The 19,296-nt window shown below is 37.7% G+C and carries 18 protein-coding genes; 7 read left to right on the top strand and 11 right to left on the bottom strand.

Annotated elements, in window-relative coordinates; translation table 11 throughout:
• Positions 1-144 precede the first annotated feature (144 nt).
• Entirely contained in the window at positions 145-1,875 is a 1,731-nt protein-coding gene (locus tag ACO6S2_RS12735) for a hypothetical protein (protein WP_422358936.1), read from the bottom strand.
• Positions 1,876-2,094: 219 nt separating this feature from the next.
• Here ACO6S2_RS12735 and ACO6S2_RS12740 point away from each other — a divergent pair, with 219 nt between their 5' ends.
• Positions 2,095-3,438 (top strand): LPP20 family lipoprotein, encoded by a 1,344-nt coding sequence (locus ACO6S2_RS12740; RefSeq protein WP_422358937.1) that lies wholly within the window; start codon positions 2,095-2,097, stop codon positions 3,436-3,438.
• 15 nt (positions 3,439-3,453) lie between these two features.
• The gene (locus ACO6S2_RS12745; RefSeq protein WP_422358938.1) at positions 3,454-4,026 is read left to right on the top strand and encodes a hypothetical protein; all 573 of its coding nucleotides are present in this window, start codon (positions 3,454-3,456) and stop codon (positions 4,024-4,026) included.
• A gap of 73 nt (positions 4,027-4,099) precedes the next feature.
• Here the strand turns inward: ACO6S2_RS12745 and ACO6S2_RS12750 are convergent, their stop codons facing one another.
• The 5 genes from ACO6S2_RS12750 to ACO6S2_RS12770 form a co-directional block, all read right to left on the bottom strand.
• Positions 4,100-5,065 (bottom strand): hypothetical protein, encoded by a 966-nt coding sequence (locus ACO6S2_RS12750; protein ID WP_422358939.1) that lies wholly within the window; start codon positions 5,063-5,065, stop codon positions 4,100-4,102.
• Positions 5,066-5,167: 102 nt separating this feature from the next.
• Positions 5,168-5,953: a LytR/AlgR family response regulator transcription factor gene (locus ACO6S2_RS12755; protein WP_422358940.1), complete on the bottom strand. Its 786-nt coding sequence runs from the start codon at positions 5,951-5,953 to the stop codon at positions 5,168-5,170.
• A complete protein-coding gene (locus tag ACO6S2_RS12760; RefSeq protein ID WP_422358941.1) occupies positions 5,950-7,044 on the bottom strand; it encodes a sensor histidine kinase in 1,095 nt (364 codons plus the stop codon). Before ACO6S2_RS12760 ends, ACO6S2_RS12755 begins: the two co-directional genes overlap by 4 nt.
• A gap of 29 nt (positions 7,045-7,073) precedes the next feature.
• Entirely contained in the window at positions 7,074-7,541 is a 468-nt protein-coding gene (locus tag ACO6S2_RS12765; RefSeq protein WP_422358942.1) for a YybH family protein, read from the bottom strand.
• A gap of 83 nt (positions 7,542-7,624) precedes the next feature.
• Positions 7,625-8,230, bottom strand: coding sequence for a DNA-3-methyladenine glycosylase (locus ACO6S2_RS12770; protein ID WP_422358943.1), 606 nt, complete (start codon positions 8,228-8,230; stop codon positions 7,625-7,627).
• 158 nt (positions 8,231-8,388) lie between these two features.
• Between ACO6S2_RS12770 and ACO6S2_RS12775 the strand changes: the two genes are divergently transcribed.
• Positions 8,389-9,264, top strand: a complete 876-nt coding sequence (locus ACO6S2_RS12775) for a DUF2911 domain-containing protein (RefSeq protein ID WP_422358944.1) — start codon at positions 8,389-8,391, stop codon at positions 9,262-9,264.
• Positions 9,265-9,335: 71 nt separating this feature from the next.
• On the opposite strand, the gene ACO6S2_RS12780 is transcribed toward ACO6S2_RS12775, so the two are convergent.
• From ACO6S2_RS12780 to ACO6S2_RS12790, 3 genes are all read right to left on the bottom strand, one after another.
• Positions 9,336-10,172, bottom strand: a complete 837-nt coding sequence (locus tag ACO6S2_RS12780; protein ID WP_422358945.1) for a tetratricopeptide repeat protein — start codon at positions 10,170-10,172, stop codon at positions 9,336-9,338.
• Between the two features lie 141 nt (positions 10,173-10,313).
• Positions 10,314-10,559, bottom strand: a complete 246-nt coding sequence (locus tag ACO6S2_RS12785; protein WP_422358946.1) for a DUF6952 family protein — start codon at positions 10,557-10,559, stop codon at positions 10,314-10,316.
• Between the two features lies 1 nt (position 10,560).
• Complete coding sequence (locus ACO6S2_RS12790; protein ID WP_422358947.1) at positions 10,561-10,878, bottom strand: thioredoxin family protein; 318 nt, start codon at positions 10,876-10,878, stop codon at positions 10,561-10,563.
• Between the two features lie 99 nt (positions 10,879-10,977).
• Between ACO6S2_RS12790 and ACO6S2_RS12795 the strand changes: the two genes are divergently transcribed.
• On the top strand, positions 10,978-11,589 hold the full coding sequence (locus tag ACO6S2_RS12795) for a hypothetical protein (protein WP_422358948.1): 612 nt from the start codon (positions 10,978-10,980) through the stop codon (positions 11,587-11,589).
• Here the strand turns inward: ACO6S2_RS12795 and ACO6S2_RS12800 are convergent.
• Together ACO6S2_RS12800 and ACO6S2_RS12805 are read right to left on the bottom strand one after the other, a co-directional pair.
• Entirely contained in the window at positions 11,586-13,280 is a 1,695-nt protein-coding gene (locus tag ACO6S2_RS12800; RefSeq protein ID WP_422358949.1) for an ATP-binding protein, read from the bottom strand. The genes ACO6S2_RS12795 and ACO6S2_RS12800 overlap by 4 nt on opposite strands.
• Positions 13,281-13,433: 153 nt before the next feature.
• Entirely contained in the window at positions 13,434-15,863 is a 2,430-nt protein-coding gene (locus ACO6S2_RS12805; RefSeq protein WP_422358950.1) for an ABC transporter permease, read from the bottom strand.
• 170 nt (positions 15,864-16,033) lie between these two features.
• Between ACO6S2_RS12805 and ACO6S2_RS12810 the strand changes: the two genes are divergently transcribed.
• From ACO6S2_RS12810 to ACO6S2_RS12820, 3 genes are read left to right on the top strand one after another with little or no spacing between them, the layout of a single operon-like run.
• Complete coding sequence (locus tag ACO6S2_RS12810; protein WP_422358951.1) at positions 16,034-17,419, top strand: sigma-54-dependent transcriptional regulator; 1,386 nt, start codon at positions 16,034-16,036, stop codon at positions 17,417-17,419.
• Positions 17,409-18,707 (top strand): sensor histidine kinase, encoded by a 1,299-nt coding sequence (locus tag ACO6S2_RS12815; protein WP_422358952.1) that lies wholly within the window; start codon positions 17,409-17,411, stop codon positions 18,705-18,707. Before ACO6S2_RS12810 ends, ACO6S2_RS12815 begins: the two co-directional genes overlap by 11 nt.
• Positions 18,708-18,711: 4 nt before the next feature.
• Positions 18,712-19,221, top strand: a complete 510-nt coding sequence (locus ACO6S2_RS12820; RefSeq protein ID WP_422358953.1) for a hypothetical protein — start codon at positions 18,712-18,714, stop codon at positions 19,219-19,221.
• Positions 19,222-19,296 lie beyond the last annotated feature (75 nt).

The following is a 19,296-nucleotide window of genomic DNA, read 5'->3' on the forward strand; positions in this document are numbered from 1 at the left end:
TCACAGCCTGGTGTTGACATTTATTGTTGCTGCAAAATTACTGTAAATAGTTTGATTAATGTCTTTTTAAAAATGTTAAACAAAAAAAAAGGATCTCATTCGAGATCCTTTTCCAGTGCAATTAAGCACAGCTTGGTGAAGTTCTTATTTACCTTCCTTGAGTACTGTAATACCCCACATTTCCTGATTACTTGGTGGGTCATCGTTCCATCTGCGATATGAGTGAGAACCGTCTGTTTCGTAGTACACACGATAGGTTCCTTTTTCGAGCATAACCGTTTCGTTAAACTCTCTGTTTTTGCGAGCACCGCCACCATGTTCTGAGTTGCGGTAGTCCATTTCCCATACAATTTTACCCGTATCCATATTCTTAATAAAACCATAATCGTACATTTCACCACCACTTCCTTCTCCAAGTCCTAATACCCGAACTCTAGTGTCTTCATTGACTGAAAAGGTCTTTTTAACTAGTGCCCGATCGCCTACCATAGTAAGTACGGCTAACTCATTTTTATTTTTATACTCTTCGGGGTGAAATGGAGCAACATTTTTCAAATCAGCCTCATTAATAGCCCATATAGTGATCCCCCACATTTCTGGTTCATAAGGTTGACTTGAGTTCCAATCTCCATAAGCATGAGAATCGTCAGTGGCATAATAAACGATATAGTCTCCCGGATCGAGTGTAATCACTTCTTCCACATACCTATTCTTATCCGCTCCACCACCATGTCTGGCTTTATAAGGCTTCATTCTCCATACCCTCTCTCTTGTAGAAGCATCTACTATCCAACCAAAGTCGGCCATATCATCTCCTCCTGTAATTTCTCCAAGACAGTAGACTCTAACATCCATGGCCTTTTTGATAGTGATACCTTTGGCTATCATTTCATCATCTCTCGCTTTTGTTAAGGCAACCAAGGGTTTTACAGTTTTTGGTTCCTGATATGCCACCACATTATTCTTATCACTACCTTCTGCCCAAACTGATATACCCCAAAATTGAATGTCATCTGGTGGCAGTGCATTCCATCGCTCAAATGAATGTGAATCGTCTGTAGTATAGTTAACTAAATAGCTACCTTTTGGAAGTGTGATTTTTTCATTCACTTTCAAGTTCTTTCTTGCTCCTCCAGCATAACGCGAATCTCTGTAGTCCATTTCAAATACTCTCTCCCTAGTATTTGCATTGGTAATCCAGGCATAATCAAACATCTCGCCGTCGCTACCTTCACCGATCGCATAAACCTGTAATTCGGTGGATCCGGTTAACGTAAAACCTTCGCTAAAACGCTGATCATCTTTTGATTTGTTAATTGAAACCACGGCGTTTTTGGTTTTACTATCTAAGAAACTTCTAGCGTCAGCTGCTTTTACTCCAGAACCATCTACTTTTATAAACAAATCATCCTGCGCACTTCTTCTATAACTTTCCCTTCTTCTGGAACCAAAAAGCCAATCCATGGTATCACCAAACCCATCAAAATACCAATCTTTATCTCTTTCTCTATTCCAATTTCTGTTGGAGTACATCCCTGCAAAATAGAGTTCATAGTTTCCTTTCTTTAGAGAGACCTTATCATCAAATTTGAACGGTCCATCTTCACCGTCGATATCTTCATCTTTCATAAAGTCAAACAAGTGCCAAACCACTTCACGCGAATCAGCATCTATTATCCAGCCGTAGTAAATGAGAAGTTTCCAATCGTCCTCGAATACAGCTCCTAATCCATTGATATTTACATCCCCACTTTGAGAAACACTGAATCCTTGAATTTTCACTTCTTTTGGATATACATCTCCAAGTTTTACTGATTGCGCCAAGCCTGTGGAACACATGAGTATAGCCAGGGCAATTGTATTTATTATTTTCATAGTCATAATGAGTTTTTTCTTTCACAACTAAGATGTAGGTGGTTGCAAAAAAGTTTTAAACATTAGAAATTTATTTTTAAAATATACTCTTACTACCCCACAGCTGTCTTTTAAGATACTTTCTGATATTTTTTTTTATTCGTCAATTATCTTGGCAATAAATTTGTTATCACTCCCAAGAAAACAATTAATTTTAAGATAAACTCAAAAACAGTTCCCATGCGACACCTTATCCAACTAACATTCTTCTTATTAATAGTAGGCACTTCCGGATGCGCAACGGCTAGAATTCCAAGCTGGATAAAAAAGCGTCCAATTTCAGATACTCATTATATAGGGATCGCTAGAGTTTCAATAGCTGAAAGAGACTTTAATCAGGTAGCGAAGAATAAGGCGCTAGCGGATATTATATCCGAAATTTCAGTGGAACTAAGCTCAACCTCAGTTTTTCATCAATTGGAAGAAAACGATGTGCTCAAGGATACCTATGAATCTTGGACAAAAACAAAAATAGAAGATGAACTCGAAGGCTATGAATTAGTAGATACCTATACAAAAAAAGGAGAATATTGGGTGTATTATCAATTGAATATTGCTGAGTATAAAAGATTAAAAAGGGAGAAATTGGACAAAGCTAAAAAACTATCTATTTCATTGCTCGAAGAAGCCCACGAATCTAGAAACAGAGGAGAAATAGGCACGGCACTACAACTTTATAGACAGTCTTTTGATGCTATCACTCCTCATCTGAAAGAAGATCTATCAGCATTCATCCATGAATATGGAAGAATCGACCTTGCCAATCACAACTATCAATCTATAGCTGAAACCTTTGCGAATTTATCGTTCAAATCTTCCCAAGATCCCATAGTATTCAAGCCTCTGGGAGATGGTGAATTACCAAAATTCACTGCTAGGTATAAAGATATCCCAGCAAAAGATTTACCACTGCTCATTGGAAAATATGGAGAGTCATTGGATACTTTTCAACCGGCCAAAAGTAACGATAATGGAATGGTTCAGCTACCGGTAGTGAATGTTCCAACTAATAGCACACAATCTATAGAAGTGGAATTAGACTTGAAAAAAGTATTTGGAGAAAAATCCACCGAGAACATTATTGGAGCGATGTTTTCTCAAAAGCAAGATGCTCCTACTGATCGAATCAATGTGAAAATTGAGCCGCAAGCTGCCATTTTCAGAACAAGTTCTTCAGGAGCAGATCAAGAACTTATTATAAGATCAGCTCAATCCATTCTGACAAGCTATTTAGTGAATAAAGTATCAGACGAATCTAAGGCTACTTTTGCTGTTGAAATTGATGGTAGATGGTTAGAAAGTACACACGATCCTCGATACAACCTTTATCGAGAAACACTCAATTTTTCAGTGAAAATCGTACAGCTCTCTTCTGAAAAAGTAGTTTATCAAACCACAAGATCAGATCTTAAAGGTGTCAAATCAGGATCTCAAATGAAAGCCAAAGAAGAAGCACTGGCACTAATGGAAACAGCGCTTCGATATGAAATTTTACCCGAAATAAACAGAATAAAAATAGACTAATTAAAACAAATAACTATGAAAATCAATTACATCAACACCATAGCCATCGTTGGAACCATAGGTCTGATGATAGGATGTAAAGGCACTCCTAAGCCAACGTCATCTAAAGGAGAAAGTGAAATAGTTTTACACTGCTCTGGTCCAGATTACAGAAGTGACAAAAAGAACTTCCGTGCTTACGCTACTGGCGAGAGTAGTGACTTGGAAATTGCTCGTAAGAAAGCATCAAGTAATGCCAAGGCAGCGTTGGCAAGCCAAGTAGAAACTACCGTGAAAAGTACTACTGACAATTACGCTAACTCAAGAGAGTTTAACAATGTAGAGGAAATCGAAGAACGATTTGAGTCACTCAACAGAGAGGTTGTGAATCAGCAATTGAATGATGTGAAAGTAATCTGCGAAAAGCTTACTGAAAATAGCAAAACCGGAAAATACAAGTGCTACATGGCTGTTGAAATGAAGGCGGACGCTGTGCAAGAGGCCATCGAACAGAGAATCAAAAATGATGATCGATTGAAAATTGATTACGATTACGAAAAGTTCAAAGAAACCTTCGAAAAAGAAATGGATAAAATGAGCAACAACTAAAACTCATTGAATTCAAAACGTCAAAAGCCAGTTCGATTAACTATCAAACTGGCTTTTTTTATTAATCATATTGTTACCTTGGTAACTCATCCATTCTAACTGTATAGATGTCATCAAAGCCATTTTTAGGACTGTTCAGAGCCTCTCTTAATTCTGAAACAGTTTTGACCTGGACGAAATCCTTCCTACTACTAGTAAAATAAAAAGTCTTGCCATCTGCAGAAACAAAAGGACAGTAATCCAGTTTGGAAGAATTGATTTTATTGCCAAGATTGACAGCTGGTTGCCATACGTCGTCTTTCTTATACGAAATATACAAATCACCACCTCCGAAGCCATCGGGGCGTTTATATGAGCTAAAGATTAAATACCTTTCATCGGGATCAATGAAAGAGTTGAACTCATAGGTAGCCGTGTTAATGGCACTATCTAAGCTTGTAGGTTTCGTGAATTTCCCATCGTTCAACAAACTATAGTAGATATCCTCTTTGCCTTTGGTATCTGATCTCGTAGCCGTGTAATAGAGCGTCCCATTGTTTGATACCGACGGGAAAAACTCCTCTCCTGAGGTATTGATTAATGTATCCAGCGAGACTGGCGAACTCCATCCCATTTCAATTTTATCTACATACCAAATATTATAGTCTTTGCTTTCATCGCCGTCGAACATGGGCCGATCGGAAGCAAAGAATAAGCGATTTCCATCTGGGGAGAACATGGGTTCAATATCCTTGCTTATTCCAGAAAAGGAAACGACCGAAGGTTCATTCCATTGATCTTCCTTCTTTTTCATTTCTACAATCATCCTTTGGTCGTCATTGTAGCTATGGATAGAATAGAGTAAGTGATTTCCATCTGGAGATATGGTCATGTCCCTTTCCTTGTATGGGGTGGAGACTTTGCCTTCCATAAATAGCTCTTGAGCCATTGATGATGAAAACGGCTGAAGCCAGACTAGCACTATTGCTAGCCCGGTCTTCAACCATTTAACCGAAGAATCTTTGTTAAGTTGAGTGTTGGTAAAAGTTTTTGTTTTCATGGGTTTGAGCCTTTATTCTTTCACAAGAAACACAGCATACAGCAGTTGACCTTAGTTTTTTTTAAGGTTCTCTACAAACTGTTATAAATACTCGACAAACTGTTAGAAGGTGCCTTTAGTAAGGTCTGTAATCTTGTCTTTATAGGTTCTTCCTGACTTAACTACTCTTTGATTAGTCAAATGAAAATAATACTCAGAATTAGTATGCGGACGGATTTCCTTGATGTGCTCGCAATTGATGATATAAGACTTATGAATACGTCTAAATTTCTGAGGGTCAAGCTTTGACTCTATTTCTGAAATGGATTTGTATAATAAAAACTTACCTGCATGGTCAATGATCTCGATGTAATCGCCGGCAGCCTGAATGCATTGGATATCATCTGTAAGTATATGCTTAATTCTTTTTGAATCTTTGACGACAATCTTACCAGGATACTTTGACTCCCGATTTTGAATAATCGAATTTTGATAGTCTAGGTTTATTTTGGTCCATTGTTCATGAAAATCTCTGAACCCTGATAACTTTATCCTTTCGAGTGCTTTATTCATCGATGCATGAAATCTGGCTCTATCAAATGGCTTCATCAAATAATCAGTGGCATTGAGTTCAAATGCCTTAATGGCAAATTGATTGTAAGCGGTAGTAAAAATCACCACAGGTAGATGAATCAAATTTGCGCTGTCCAATACTGCGATACCATCCATTTTTGGCATTTCAATATCCAAAAAAAGCAAATCTGGAGACAGTTTATTTATTTGTTCAACGGCCTCTATCCCATTGGTAGCCTCATGTACAGTTTCAATCTCTTCGAAGTCTCTGAGATAGGAAACAATAATTTCTCTGGCTAGAGGTTCATCATCAACTATGAGTGCTTTCAATTTCATGGCTCGGTGGTTAATGCCGGATAAATGATCTGAGTCGTTGATGATTTACTATCAAAGTCTAGTTTAAAGTCTTCCTCAAACAATGAAGACAATCTTTTCCTGGTATTCGAAAGGCCTATGCCCTCTTTCGAACATGACTCTGACTGCTCATTTAAATAGCCTGTATCCTGAACTGATATTTGAACAGTTTTCTCATCTCTCTTTATACTTACGGTAATAGTACCCCTGTTGCCATTGGGCACAACTCCGTGAACCAACGCATTCTCCACAACAGGCTGCAACAAAGCCGGCGGAATAAGTAATTTCTCTGCATCATTCTCTATCTCAAACTCACACTTTAAGTCTTCTCCAAACCTGACGATATAGATATCCAAGTACCTTTTTATAAAATCTGCTTCTTCCTGGACAGTAATCCATTTTTGGTTATCCATGTCTATGCTCTCACGAAGTAAATCGCTGAGCTTAGCTATTACTGTGATAGCCAAATTATTGTCCTTTTTCAAAACCAATCCAGAAATAGCATGGAGCGAGTTAAATAGGAAATGGGGTTTGATTTGTGCTTTCAAAACGCCGAGTTGTGCTGCCATTAAACTCTGATTTAATTCAGCTTGTTTGCGTGATAGGGTTTGCGATTCTGAATAACTCAAGTAGGCGACGCAGGATGCCACAAATCCAAGCCCTAACACAAGATTAGAATGCAACCTAAAGGTGATAAGCTGAACAAAGACATTTGCAAAGGTCTTATCTACTTCAAGAGTTGTATCACCATAATAATGAATAATTGATTCCAATATTAATATGAGTATGATTGCCATAAGGCACAAGCCGACCATTTGGAACGTATAGAACAACCAATTTTTCTTGCATTGATAAAACTTGTTGATGGCTACAAACAAGATTGGAGATAATGGAATCCAAAAAAGAATAAACAGATCATTGAAAAGTATTCGTTTGTAGGGTGCGGGCTCGTTGTGAAGCTGATAATAAAACAGGCTTTCAGATACTGTCAGTGCAAAAACAAGAAACCAAACCGCTCCACTGATTATGGTAAATCTCCATAAGAGTTGAGTTCTGAAAGTATTGTTGAGCATGCCCTATATTGTGTTAAAAGCGAAAGATACTATAATCCTTCATTCCCCGCATCAAATACGAATTTCCAAGATTGATCTTGTTGTTGCTTCCAGATACTCACATAGGTTCCTGTTCCTAGAGAATCTCCACTTATGGACGAGACAAGGTAAGTACCATAAGTATATCCCAAATCTCCAGACTGAGCTATGTCAGCAAACATTGGCTCCCAAGTAAGACGGAAGGCGGAATCAGGTCTGCTAAAATGTCCGCTGATGACAGCATCTTTTCCAACAATAGGAAATGAGTTGTTCCGTAGTACTGTACCAGTATCAGCAATGTAAGTTTCAAATGCATGATTCATTCCTTTTTCAAAAGACAGTTTTGAAAATGCTCTATCCACCTCTTTGAGTATTTCAGGGTCAGGATGTTGAGTAATAAGTTTAGTTTTGGTCTGATTGGCCTCACAAGAACAGAGTAACAAGAATATAAAAAATGAATATAGTTTTGATTTAATCATGGGGCAAAGTTTGGTGGTCTAACAATCCACTCAGAAAAAGCACCTACCCTTTAGTTACCGCTCATGTAAAAGACTATAGAATCTTATTTCTTACTTACCCATTCATTGTCTCTAATGTAAAAACGCCAAGGAAGCAAAGCATCCTCTTCTGCATACTCCACCCCCACTCTGGTAGACTCTACAATCAATTCATCAGTAATAGGCTTTGCATCTTCAATCCAAATTGGACCTTGATCAAGTCGCAATCCCGTATGTGTCGTTTTTATTCCCAGCGATTTGGCTAATATTCCTGGACCATTGGTGAGCTTCTTATTCTTCGAATTCAATCGACGTGCCATAATGTCCAATCCTTCCAAAGGCTCCAAAGCTCTAATAAGTACGGCATCAGCTACATTTTCTACATTGGTGACCACATTAAACAAATGATGAATTCCATAGCAGAGATAAACGTAAGCACTACCCCCTGATGCATACATTACTTCTGTTCTAGCTGTGCGTCTACCATTATTAGCATGGCAGGCCTTATCGTTGGTGCCGCTATAGGCTTCTACTTCTATTATTTTTCCTTTACAAATCTGGCCATCTATTTCTGTACAAAGTACTTTTCCGAGCAAGTCTTTGGCCACTTCGAGCACATTTGACCTTTGGTAAAAGCCGTTCGGCAAAATATTTAAACTATCTTTCTTCATTAGCAAACCTGAAAACGGGATGAACGTATAAAACCCCGTAATTTTACAAGGAGTCCACAATACAATTTTACAATTTAATTGCTGCAAGCAAGCTCATTGTTTTTTGTTGAACTGGAAATTCCAATAGATTTTATATAACAATCAAAATGAACTTAATTATGTACAAAACCAAACTGTTCAAACTTAGTTTCGTTGCGGCACTATTTGCCATCTCTTTCAACGGAACCGCTCAAATCAACACACCTGCGCCAAGTCCAGCAGGTTCGGTATCTGCTACTGTAGGCCTTACCGAAATAGAAATCAATTATGCTAGACCTCAAATGAAAGGCAGAACAATTTTCGGAGACGGAGATGTACTAGTGCCAAATGGTCAACTATGGAGAGCTGGTGCCAATGCTGGAACTACCGTAAAATTCAGCGATGATGTAAAAGTAGCTGGTCAAGATTTGGCTGCAGGCGAATATCTATTCCTCGCTACACCAGGTGCATCAGAATGGGAAGTAGTATTCTATACCGACATTTCATTAGGCGGTAATGTAGCTGCCTATGATGACAGTAAAGCTGCATTAAAAGCCAAAGTGAAGTCTTCAAAGCTAACTGAGACTGTTGGTACTTTGACTTACAACATCTCTGACATCAGTGAAAACAGTGAAAATGCAAACATTCAGTTGGCATGGGAAAAGACTGCGGTAAACGTTCCAATTCAAGTTTCTTTCGACGAAGCAGTAATGAAAGCTATTGCAGAAAACACTGTGGTAAATCCAAGAAACTTAATGACTGCAGCTAGATACTACTACACTGCTGACAAAGATTTGGATCAAGCTTTGGCTTGGGTTAACACCTATTTGGCTACTGGAGATAACAGCACACAGTTCTGGAATGTTCACTTGAAAGCGCAGATTTTAGCTAAGCAAGGCAACAAAAAAGAAGCCATCAAAGTAGCTAAAGAATCAATGGCTGCTGCTAAAGCTTTTGAAGCTGGTGATTTCGGTTATATCAAAAGAAACGAAGACCTAATTGCCTCTTTGAAATAAGAAGTAATTTCTATGATTGAAAGCCAACTTGATTAAGGTCAAGTTGGCTTTTTTGTTTGCCAGTTTCAAGTCTAGTATTTACTCTTAAGTAATTCTAAATTCTCCTTCGCCATTTGATTGGAGGAATCCAAAGCAAGACTTCTGTTGATAAGAGAATCTGCCAAAGCGTAATTACCCAAGTGAATTTGGATCAAACCTTTGTTATTCAAAAAGTAGGGTTGATCAGCGACTAGCCTAATCGCCGCATCAACAGTAGAATCTGCCAACTCTAGTCTTCCCTGTTCCAGATAAACCAAGGAGAGCGGATTCAAGACTTCGGGAGCATTACCTCTAATTTTCAAGGCTTTATCAAATGCCTTTTCTGCCTCGTGGTATAACTTCAGATGGTAATTCATTACGCCAAGATTAGTCCAAGAATCGAACTGTTTGGAATCTTTTGTAATCCCTCGCTCAAAACTTTTCTTGGCCTGGGTATAATCCTCCTGCTGACCATAAACAAAGCCTTCAATGTTGTAAACTAAGGCAGTATCAGGATACAGTTTTTTAAGTAAACCCAAATCCTCCAATGCCATATCGTACCGTTTCATTGCCAGATACGCATAGGCCCGGTTGAAGAGTACATCATTAAAATCAGGCCTAGTTTGCCGAACTTCGTTGTAATCAGCTAGAGCCAAAGCATAATGTCCCGTCTCATAATAAGCTACTCCTCTATTCAGATGTGCATCAATCACTTCATGGTCCATTTCCAGCACCTTCGAATACAAAACAATAGCATCCTCATAGTAAGCGTCGTTCAGCTTTTGTGTAGCTGCCTCGAAGGTTTTCTTAATTCTGTTTTTCTTGTTAATCGGGCTACAGCTAGCAAGAATGACTAAAGCTGTGATGAATAGACTTTGATATATGCGCATGATAGATTGTCAATAATTGAATGACAAAATTATAACTTCCAATCCAGCTTAGTAAGCTCTGGTAACTAATTAAAAATTTGTAAATCGAAATGAAAAAGGCCTCGAATTACTTCAAGGCCTCAAGTTTATTTTCTTTACTGGTTAGCTGGAAATGGAAGTTCTAACCTTTTCGGTATAAGCTCTCAACGCTTTAGGAAATGGGATATCATCCTTCTCCATTTTCTCAATAATCCATCCAGCAGCTATCAGATGCGTAAGTACTTCTCCATCATCTTTACCTTCTACTTCAAAAGGCAATTCCTTTTCTTCCATAAGGCAATATTCAGCCGTTTCCAGTTCCTCAACCGAGTGATTCTCCACTAGCTTCTTTATCACAGGTATTTGCATACTAGTTCAATTTATTTAATAGTTCGACAACAGCTTCTTCTTTGCTACTAGCAATAGTATCAACTAATTCTCCACCTTTAAAAATAGCAAAAAATGGAAGATTTGTTACACCCGCTGCTTTTCTTGCCACTTCATTTTCTTCGGCGTTTACATTTAAGAAAGTAACGCTTTCGAATCTTTCATCTTTAGCCAGTCTTTTAAACTTGGGATTAAACAATCTACAAGAACCACACCAGTCGGCATAGTATTTTACAATTACTTTATCTGCACTTGAAATCTCTTGTTCAAAATTGCTATCTACAGTTTCTTTTACTTCCATTATTTTATCATTGATTATCACCGCAATTTTACGGAAGTTTGTGGACCAAGAAATTTTTCTAGTATAAAATAATTTGATCAGGCCATTGCCTCAGTTGATATGAATCTAAGAACGTTTGTAAAAGTCGGAAGTATTACGAATTTAAGTGACGCTCGTTTTTGTGCGGGTTTTGGTGTAGATCTACTAGGGTTTGATCTCAACCCTAATTCGGACAACTACATTTCAATTGATCAAGCCAACGAAATCATGGGTTGGGTGGCCGGACCTGGTTTTGTGGCAGAATTTGGTAATATGCCCTTCGACGAAATCACTAAACTTCAGGAAGAAAACAAGTTTCCTTTCGTACAGGTAGATCAATTGGAGACCGCAGACAAACTTAAACAAAACGATTTTAAAGTAATTGTCGCTATCAAAATCGCTACTGAAAGTGATCTAAAGACTTTGGCTCAGGCTATCGGAAATGAATATGAACAGATTATCGTTTCGTGTGATGCACCTCAGCTCATCCCGGCTATAGAAAAAACACTAGCCACTGGAAGTGAAACTTCATTAATCAAAGCTTATGATGTAGAACTATCTCAACTTGATCATATCATTCAGGTTCAGCCATTCGCTGGCATAGAACTGAAAGGCTCTCAAGAAGAGAAACCAGGCTTCAAGGAATACGATGAGTTAGCAGATATATTAGAATCACTCGAAGTAGAAGATTAAGCTGTTGGCAAGATAACAGTAATCTCTGTCCCATGATCAGGTTCACTTTTTATTTCCATACTACCATTATTAAGGCTTAATATATCCAAGCAAAAATTTAAACCTAGACCAGTTCCTTTTTCGCCATTGGTCCCCAATCTTGTTGACGCTTTATTCTTGTTAATCCCTTCGAGTACTGATACTATGGTGTCATCACACATTCCAATACCCGAATCGCAAACAGAAAGACTAGTTGTTCTATTTTCACTTTTAGCCGACAAGACAATTCCGCCATCTTGTGGTGTGAATTTAATGGCATTGCTCATCAAATTTCGGATAACAATAGCCAAATGATCAGGGTCAAAAAATACTTGGAGGTCTTTAGGGATTTTATTTTCAACACGAATTGCTTTTCCCTTGACCGACTCACTATAGAGTTCTACCACTCGCTTTGCTGCATATTCTAAATTAACATCTTTGGGAGTGGCAACAAATGCACCTAGCTGAGACTTAACCCATGTGAGTACATTATCCAAGGTAAAGCTGATCGTATCGACTTGTTGTTTTACAGTACCCATCAACTCCTTAAATTTTTTCGGCTCAATATCATCCGCGTAGGCCAGTAATCCACCTAAGGAGACTAGTGGAGAACGAAGATCGTGTGATAGAATACTTAATACTTTATCTTTTGAAGCATTGGCGATTATGAGTTGATTTTCAGTTTCTTTCACCTCACTGATATCTGTAACATAGGTTAATACCCTTGATACCTTGCCATAATGGTTTTTTAAAGGAATGTACTTGCCATAGGCATGTATACGCTCTCCATTTAGAAAAGTAACTGGACCGTCAATATCCGTTTCAAAACCTTCTAAACATCTGTTAAACAATGGAGCCGCCATTTCGGAAATCTCAGTCCCTAATACCTCCGTATAATGCTTTCCCTCAATGCCTTCTACGTCTTTCAAGATCACCTCATTAAATCTATTGTTGACAATAATGTAATGACCTGTCTTATCCAGCAGCGCAATGAAGATGGGCAAATTATCAATTGTCGTTCGAAGAAGGTACTTGTTATAAACAAGCTTGTCTTTTTCAATATTAATTTGTTCTTTCTGCCTTTCTACGTTCTTTGCGAAGCTTCTAATTCTCATATCGCTTCTTAGCAAATCGACTTTATAGACATCAGTAAAGAAATACACGCAGACAAAGGCCATGAGCATGTTCATTATTGATAAAAAATTGTCCGCTACCAACGTGTCAGGTTGATACATAGCAATCCTGATGATTTTTAATGAAACGGCCAGTGCTGCATTTAAACAAAAGAATAGCAATTTCCGAGGATTGTCGAACAAAACAATAATCAGTGTGGAAAATCCAATCATTATAAAATCATTATCTCGATCAGGGAATTGAAACAATGTTTTGTAAGCCATCAAATTGATAAACAAGATGGTAACCAGCACGAAATAGATTTTAGCCGTATGAATCCATTGCCGAGAATGAAAGTAAAAGACAGGTACTGTCAATACAAAAAGTCCGGACATAATTGTAAACGCCTGACCAATTGTTCCGATTATACAATTGACAACGAAGTAGGTAAGAATAATTGCGGCGGCAATTAGATTGAAGATATTGAGTATTCGAATCCTTCGCCTCTGGATAATATCAGACCCACCAAATACACCTACATTGGTAAGTCGCCTGATCATTGTCCGAATTTTTCTCATTCAAATATGCTATCTAATAATGCCGAATTGATAAGTTAAGCAATAAGATGACATAGACCAAGAATGTTAAGCGTACATAATAAAAAACCTCTTCAGAAACTGAAGAGGTTTTTTAAAAATGATTACCTATATGTTTTATTCATCCCTAAGTGACAACACAGGATTGGCTCTTGCAGCTAAAATTGCTTTATAACCAGCGGTCAGGATAGCAATTCCAAAACTGATCAATAAGGCCAAGGCAAATATCAGATATGAAAGCTCAATCTTGTAGGCAAAATTGTCTAACCAATCACTCATGACTAGGTAGCTAATGGGGCCAGCGACTAAAAATGAAAGGAATACAAGTAGAACCATTTCTCTTGAAAAAATATTGAGGACATTAAGCGTGCTGGCTCCAAGAACTTTCCGAACACCAATTTCTTTAGTCTTCTTATTGGCGATGTATGAAATCAGACCGTACAAGCCAAGACACCCTATGAAAATAGCTATAATGGAAAAGAGCTTGAACATACTTCCCATATTCTTCTCCTCTTCGTACCAGTCGGCCACCTGCTCATCGAAAAAAGTGAAATCATAGATATCTTTACTAAATACCCCCTCCCACTCTTTTTGAACAATGGCTAAGGTTGGATTGACTTCATCTATAGTTTGACCCGCAGAGTTAATCTTGACAGCCATCTCATAAAACATGCGTGGATTGTTCATGAAAATGCAATAAGCAAAGTCTGACTGCAACGAATGGGTGTGAAAATTCTCAACTACTCCAACTACCTGCATGTCACGATACCATCCACTAATCTTCTCACCTAGTGCTTCTTCAGGATTATCGAAGCCTAGTGCTTCGGCTAATTTTCTATTCACTATAATGCGACTTGTATCTGTTTTGTTTACCCATTCCCCAGCAACTAGCTTTAATCCATAGATGTCTAGGAAATCTTTATCACCAAATTTGAAGTTTACCCTCACATTCTCTCCTTCTGGAATACTATGGTGTCTAATATGAGAGTTTGAATTTGACGTCCCCATAGGCGCACTGAGTGTAAACGTAACCCCTTTTACCTCAGGGTGTTTTAATAGGTTAGTTTTTAATCGATTAAGATCCTCTTCATTTTTACTTGGAAGATCAGCTAGAATAATATTGTCTTTTTCAAAACCGAGGTCTTTATTCAAGAAAAAATCCATCTGATTCTGTACTACCAAAGTACCAATAATTAAGACTTGGGTGATTATAAATTGTACAATGACCAGGATCCTTCTGAATGACAAAAAGCCGCTTCCTTCTTTCACGTTGAATTTAGTTCGCAATGCAGCAATGGGGTTCAGTTTTGACATGGAAAGTGCTGGATATATTCCGGCTAACAAGCCAATAATAACTATGTTGATGGTCAGAAAGAGTAAGGTGGTAGGTTCTTTGAAAAGATTGATCCAAAGCTTGTATCCTAGTATATCTTCCAGATAAATCAATAGCACCTCTGCGAAGATCAGACCAATAAAAGAAGATACAATCGTAATCATTAATGTTTCTGACAAGAACTGAATAGCTAACTGATAAGACTTCCCTCCTAACGTTTTTCTAATACCAATTTCCTTAGACCTCTTAATAGACTGAGCAGTGGTGAGGTTGATAAAATTGATGGCTGCGGTAAGAATCAAAAAGATACCAATCACCCCAAGTGCCTGAATAAATTCCATCGAAATAGTTCGCTCATTATAGTTGTCATATTTCTCGCTAAAGTGAATATCACTCATGGGTTGCATATTGTATTTCAAATCTGCAGATTCGCCTTCACCATGGTATTTCTCTACAAAGTCTACTAAACTCTCTTCGAAATTTTGGACATTAAAACTGTCGGGAACTAAGACATAACAGTTTGTTGACGAGCTATTGCTATTCCAGTTTCCTTTTCTATAATATGGATTTAATCCATCCATATTTTCGTAATGTATAAACACGTTAAATGGAATATTGGTAGTTTCTTTGTAGTCCTCAACAAGTCCCTTAACAATTAAATCTTTTGTATTTGCCAACAAGACTTGTTTCCCGATGGCCTGGCTTATATTAGCGTCATTCAATCCAAAGAATTTTTTGGCTTGAGATCTGGAAATTACCATCGAATTGGGTTCATCTAAGCAATTCATCGAATTCCCTTCAATAAACTCAAAATCAAAAATTTGAAATATGGAAGACTCGGCAAATACTAATCCCTCATCATCGAGATAGCGATCGTATTCCCCGTCTTCTCTTTTAACAGCCACTTGGTGATAAGGTTCGTAGTGCGTTCTCGCTACAACCAAGTCGGGATAATCGGCCCTTAACCCTTCTCCTAAAGGATGCGGAACGCCCTCATTATAGCGAATTCCACTACTGATTCTAGTTTCCCGAACTGGTCGGTAGATATTATCATAGTTGGAATGGTGTTTGTCAAAACTTAGCTCATAAGTAATAATTTTGAAAATGACTAAAATACAGCCCAATCCCAACCCTAGGCCAGACAAATTAAGGAGTGTGAAGAGTTTTTCTCTCTTTATGTTTCTATAAATCGTTTTGAAGTAGTTTTTAAACATTGTGTTTGGTGTTTAGAGTTGTAAGATTACTTACAACCCCGGTGCCATGATTTATAATTAATTGATTTACAGATAAATATAAAATTTTAGCCGACCAAAATGCAGCCAAACTGTTTGATTTCAAACAGTACTTTGTTTGTTTATGAACCTTTATTCCTAGTTTTGGAACCATGGAATTACTACCCACTTTCCAAGACGGAAATATACTGATTGTTGATGATGATGCAGGTATTTTAACTTCTGCTCAACTATTTCTTAAACAGTATTACAAGAAGGTGTACATAGAGCTTAATCCGGGGAAAATTCAGAGTCATTTCAAGAAGCGCGAAATCAATATTGTGCTTTTAGATATGAATTTTCAAAAAGGAAAAAATGACGGAGCCGACGGGTTTAAATACCTAAAGGACATCTTAGCTATTCAACCACAAGCTCAGGTGATATTTATGACTGCTTACGGCGACATAGATATGGCGGTAAAAGCATTGAAAAGCGGCGCCATTGATTTTGTAACCAAACCATGGAAAAACGAAAAATTTCTTACCACCGTTGAAACTGCTAACAAACTAGCTCAAAATGCACGTCAACTTGAGGAACTCAAGAACTCCAGACAATATCAATCTGAGGAACAAGCCAAGGAAATTGAAGGATTTATCGGAAGTGCACCATCTTTCCTAAAAGCTAAAGCAACTATGGAAAAAGTAGCCGCTTCTGATGCTAACATACTTCTGCTTGGTGAAAACGGAACGGGCAAAGGGCTAGCGGCCAAGTTTATTCATCAGAACTCGGACAGAAGCGAACGCCCTATGATAACGATAGACATGGGGGCGCTTAGCGAAACACTGATGGAGTCTGAACTGTTCGGGCATGAAAAAGGTGCCTTTACTGATGCCTCCCAACAAAAAAAAGGCCGCTTAGAGTTAGCTCATCATAGTACGATTTTTCTCGACGAAATTGGTAACCTTTCTCTTCCAGCCCAAGCCAAATTATTGTCTGTCTTGCAAAACAAAAAGTTTAGTCGTTTGGGCTCTAACCAGGAAATCGATATTGATGTAAGGTTGATTTGCGCTACTAACATGCCGCTGTATGAGATGGTTGAAAAAGGGACTTTCCGTCAAGATCTTTTATATCGAATCAATACGGTCGAAGTGACTATGCCCAACTTGACAGAGAGACTCTCAGATATCTCTTTACTAATCACATACTTTCTCTCGACATTTAAAAACCGTTATGGGAAACACAGTTTAAAGATTTCTGAAGAGGAAATCGAAAAACTTAAAAGAATGAACTGGCCGGGTAACATTAGAGAACTGCAGCACGCCACTGAGAGGGCCGTTATTCTTACCGATCGAGATCAATTACTAGCTTCTGATTTTCAGAATAACCGAACAAGTGAAAAGAAAATAGGTAATCCGGATTCACTGAATCTCAAACAAATGGAAATATCATTTATAGAAAAGGCCATGGCCCTACACGAGGGGAATGTGACACACGCAGCAAAAGAACTGGGTATTGATCGGCTAGCCTTACACAGAAGACTTGAAAAGTATGGCTTATAATAGGTTTACGCTATATATTATAGTTAGAATTCTCCTTATTCTAGTCAATTTAATAGGAGTCGTATATCTACATAATCGTGGAGATTTGTTCTATACGCTGATTTTTTTAGGTGTTCTCGTAGTACTTCAAACCATAAGTCTGATTGGTTTTGTAAACAAGACAAATAGTGAATTGGCCAAATTCATTCTAGCCTTAAGAGACACAGACTATACCACCAAATTTCCAAAGGCTGAAAATGAATCCTTTGGAATTCTTTATGAACGGTTTCAAAGCACCTTAGATTTTTATAAAAAGAAGGAAACCAAATACGAAGCCCAATTCCTTTTCATTCAGGAGTTGATTGATAATATAGAAACAGGATTAATGTCCTTTGACGAAAATGGAAAAGTTACCTTAATTAATCAGGTAGCTCGAAAAATGAGAACCGATTATAAATTCGAAAGTGACAAGGGATTAGTTTCAGTTTTAAATAAAGTAAATGACTCTCAAATCATAGCAGGCCAAAATTCAGAAGGTCAAAAAGTTGAGCTTTTGGTTAATAAGTCCTCCTTTAAGCTGTTAGACGAGCCACAATCCATTTTCACATTCAAGGACATCTCTAGTTCATTGGAAAGTAAAGAAATTGAATCTTGGCAGAAACTAATCAGAATCTTAGCTCATGAAATAATCAATTCCCTTACCCCTATTACTTCATTGTCAGAAACTACGCTACTGATCCTTAAAAAATCAAAACATGAGAATTTAGTAGATATTGAACTAAGTCTAAGAACCATAAGAGACCGATCTGAAGGACTATTGACTTTCATGGAGGACTATCGAAAGTTGGTTAAAATTCCTCAGCCAAAGTTTGAAACATTCCAAATCAAAGAAAAGATTGATGGCATTTTACATCTATTCCAAAATCAGCTAGATAAAATAGAAGTAACCGAAAACTATGAAAGCAAAGAGCTTACTGCAGACCCAATTTTGCTAGAACAAGTATTGGTTAATTTATTGACCAACAGTTTACAATCCTTAGAGAATTCAAACAACAAAAGTATTACAATCAGCTACTCTGCGCAGAGTTCTTGGATGAGACTCGTAGTTAGAGATACAGGCTGTGGCATGGATCAAGAAACACTATCCAAAGCTTTAATCCCATTTTTCACAACTAAAAATAGTGGGTCAGGGATTGGTTTAAGTTTAGTGCAACAAATTCTCAACCTACATCGTGGAAGGGTCGAAATTGATTCTAAAGAAGGTGAGTATACACAAGTTGTTTTGCTTTTTCCTTTAATGACAAATTGAAAATATGGATCTTCAAAAACAAATAGCTAAAGCTCACAGCAAAGAAAACGCTCAAACTATTGCTAAATATGTCGGTAAAAACGCTCAGCGTTTCAATGAGTTAATGCAGCTGTTTTTTCATGATGAATACCGAGTTTCTCAAAGAGCCGCTCATGCAGTAAGTCATTGTGTAGATAAATACCCAAAACTCCTTGAACCATACATCAGCCAAATGATTGAAAATCTGAAAGCAAATCCCAAAGTAGCCATCAAAAGGAATACCGTAAGGCTTTTGCAAAAGCAAGAAATTCCTGAAGAGTCTCAAGGCCTTTTGCTGGATAAGTGCTTCGAATATTTAACATCAGCCAAAGAAACTACAGCTGTAAAAGCATTCTCAATGACCATTGCACACAACCTTACAAAAATCTATCCTGAGCTTAAATCAGAACTTAAAATCGTAATCAAAGACCTGATACAGCATGCCACTCCCGGCGTGATAAATAGAGGTAAAAAAATTCTTGCAGATTTGGGTTAAGCAAGCTCGTCGAAAAATGAGCATCTAAAATGAAAATATACATACATATTTTCATTAAAAAATATAAATTACTCT

The organism is Reichenbachiella sp. (assembly GCF_965233835.1).
In the GTDB taxonomy this organism is placed as follows: domain Bacteria; phylum Bacteroidota; class Bacteroidia; order Cytophagales; family Cyclobacteriaceae; genus Reichenbachiella.

Coding starts and splice junctions, on each gene's coding strand:
- ACO6S2_RS12735 (WP_422358936.1), bottom strand. CDS start 1,875: ATGAAAATAATAAATACAATTGCCCTGGCTATACTCATGTGTTCCACA.
- ACO6S2_RS12740 (WP_422358937.1), top strand. CDS start 2,095: ATGCGACACCTTATCCAACTAACATTCTTCTTATTAATAGTAGGCACT.
- ACO6S2_RS12745 (WP_422358938.1), top strand. CDS start 3,454: ATGAAAATCAATTACATCAACACCATAGCCATCGTTGGAACCATAGGT.
- ACO6S2_RS12750 (WP_422358939.1), bottom strand. CDS start 5,065: ATGAAAACAAAAACTTTTACCAACACTCAACTTAACAAAGATTCTTCG.
- ACO6S2_RS12755 (WP_422358940.1), bottom strand. CDS start 5,953: ATGAAATTGAAAGCACTCATAGTTGATGATGAACCTCTAGCCAGAGAA.
- ACO6S2_RS12760 (WP_422358941.1), bottom strand. CDS start 7,044: ATGCTCAACAATACTTTCAGAACTCAACTCTTATGGAGATTTACCATA.
- ACO6S2_RS12765 (WP_422358942.1), bottom strand. CDS start 7,541: ATGATTAAATCAAAACTATATTCATTTTTTATATTCTTGTTACTCTGT.
- ACO6S2_RS12770 (WP_422358943.1), bottom strand. CDS start 8,230: ATGAAGAAAGATAGTTTAAATATTTTGCCGAACGGCTTTTACCAAAGG.
- ACO6S2_RS12775 (WP_422358944.1), top strand. CDS start 8,389: ATGTACAAAACCAAACTGTTCAAACTTAGTTTCGTTGCGGCACTATTT.
- ACO6S2_RS12780 (WP_422358945.1), bottom strand. CDS start 10,172: ATGCGCATATATCAAAGTCTATTCATCACAGCTTTAGTCATTCTTGCT.
- ACO6S2_RS12785 (WP_422358946.1), bottom strand. CDS start 10,559: ATGCAAATACCTGTGATAAAGAAGCTAGTGGAGAATCACTCGGTTGAG.
- ACO6S2_RS12790 (WP_422358947.1), bottom strand. CDS start 10,878: ATGGAAGTAAAAGAAACTGTAGATAGCAATTTTGAACAAGAGATTTCA.
- ACO6S2_RS12795 (WP_422358948.1), top strand. CDS start 10,978: ATGAATCTAAGAACGTTTGTAAAAGTCGGAAGTATTACGAATTTAAGT.
- ACO6S2_RS12800 (WP_422358949.1), bottom strand. CDS start 13,280: ATGATCAGGCGACTTACCAATGTAGGTGTATTTGGTGGGTCTGATATT.
- ACO6S2_RS12805 (WP_422358950.1), bottom strand. CDS start 15,863: ATGTTTAAAAACTACTTCAAAACGATTTATAGAAACATAAAGAGAGAA.
- ACO6S2_RS12810 (WP_422358951.1), top strand. CDS start 16,034: ATGGAATTACTACCCACTTTCCAAGACGGAAATATACTGATTGTTGAT.
- ACO6S2_RS12815 (WP_422358952.1), top strand. CDS start 17,409: ATGGCTTATAATAGGTTTACGCTATATATTATAGTTAGAATTCTCCTT.
- ACO6S2_RS12820 (WP_422358953.1), top strand. CDS start 18,712: ATGGATCTTCAAAAACAAATAGCTAAAGCTCACAGCAAAGAAAACGCT.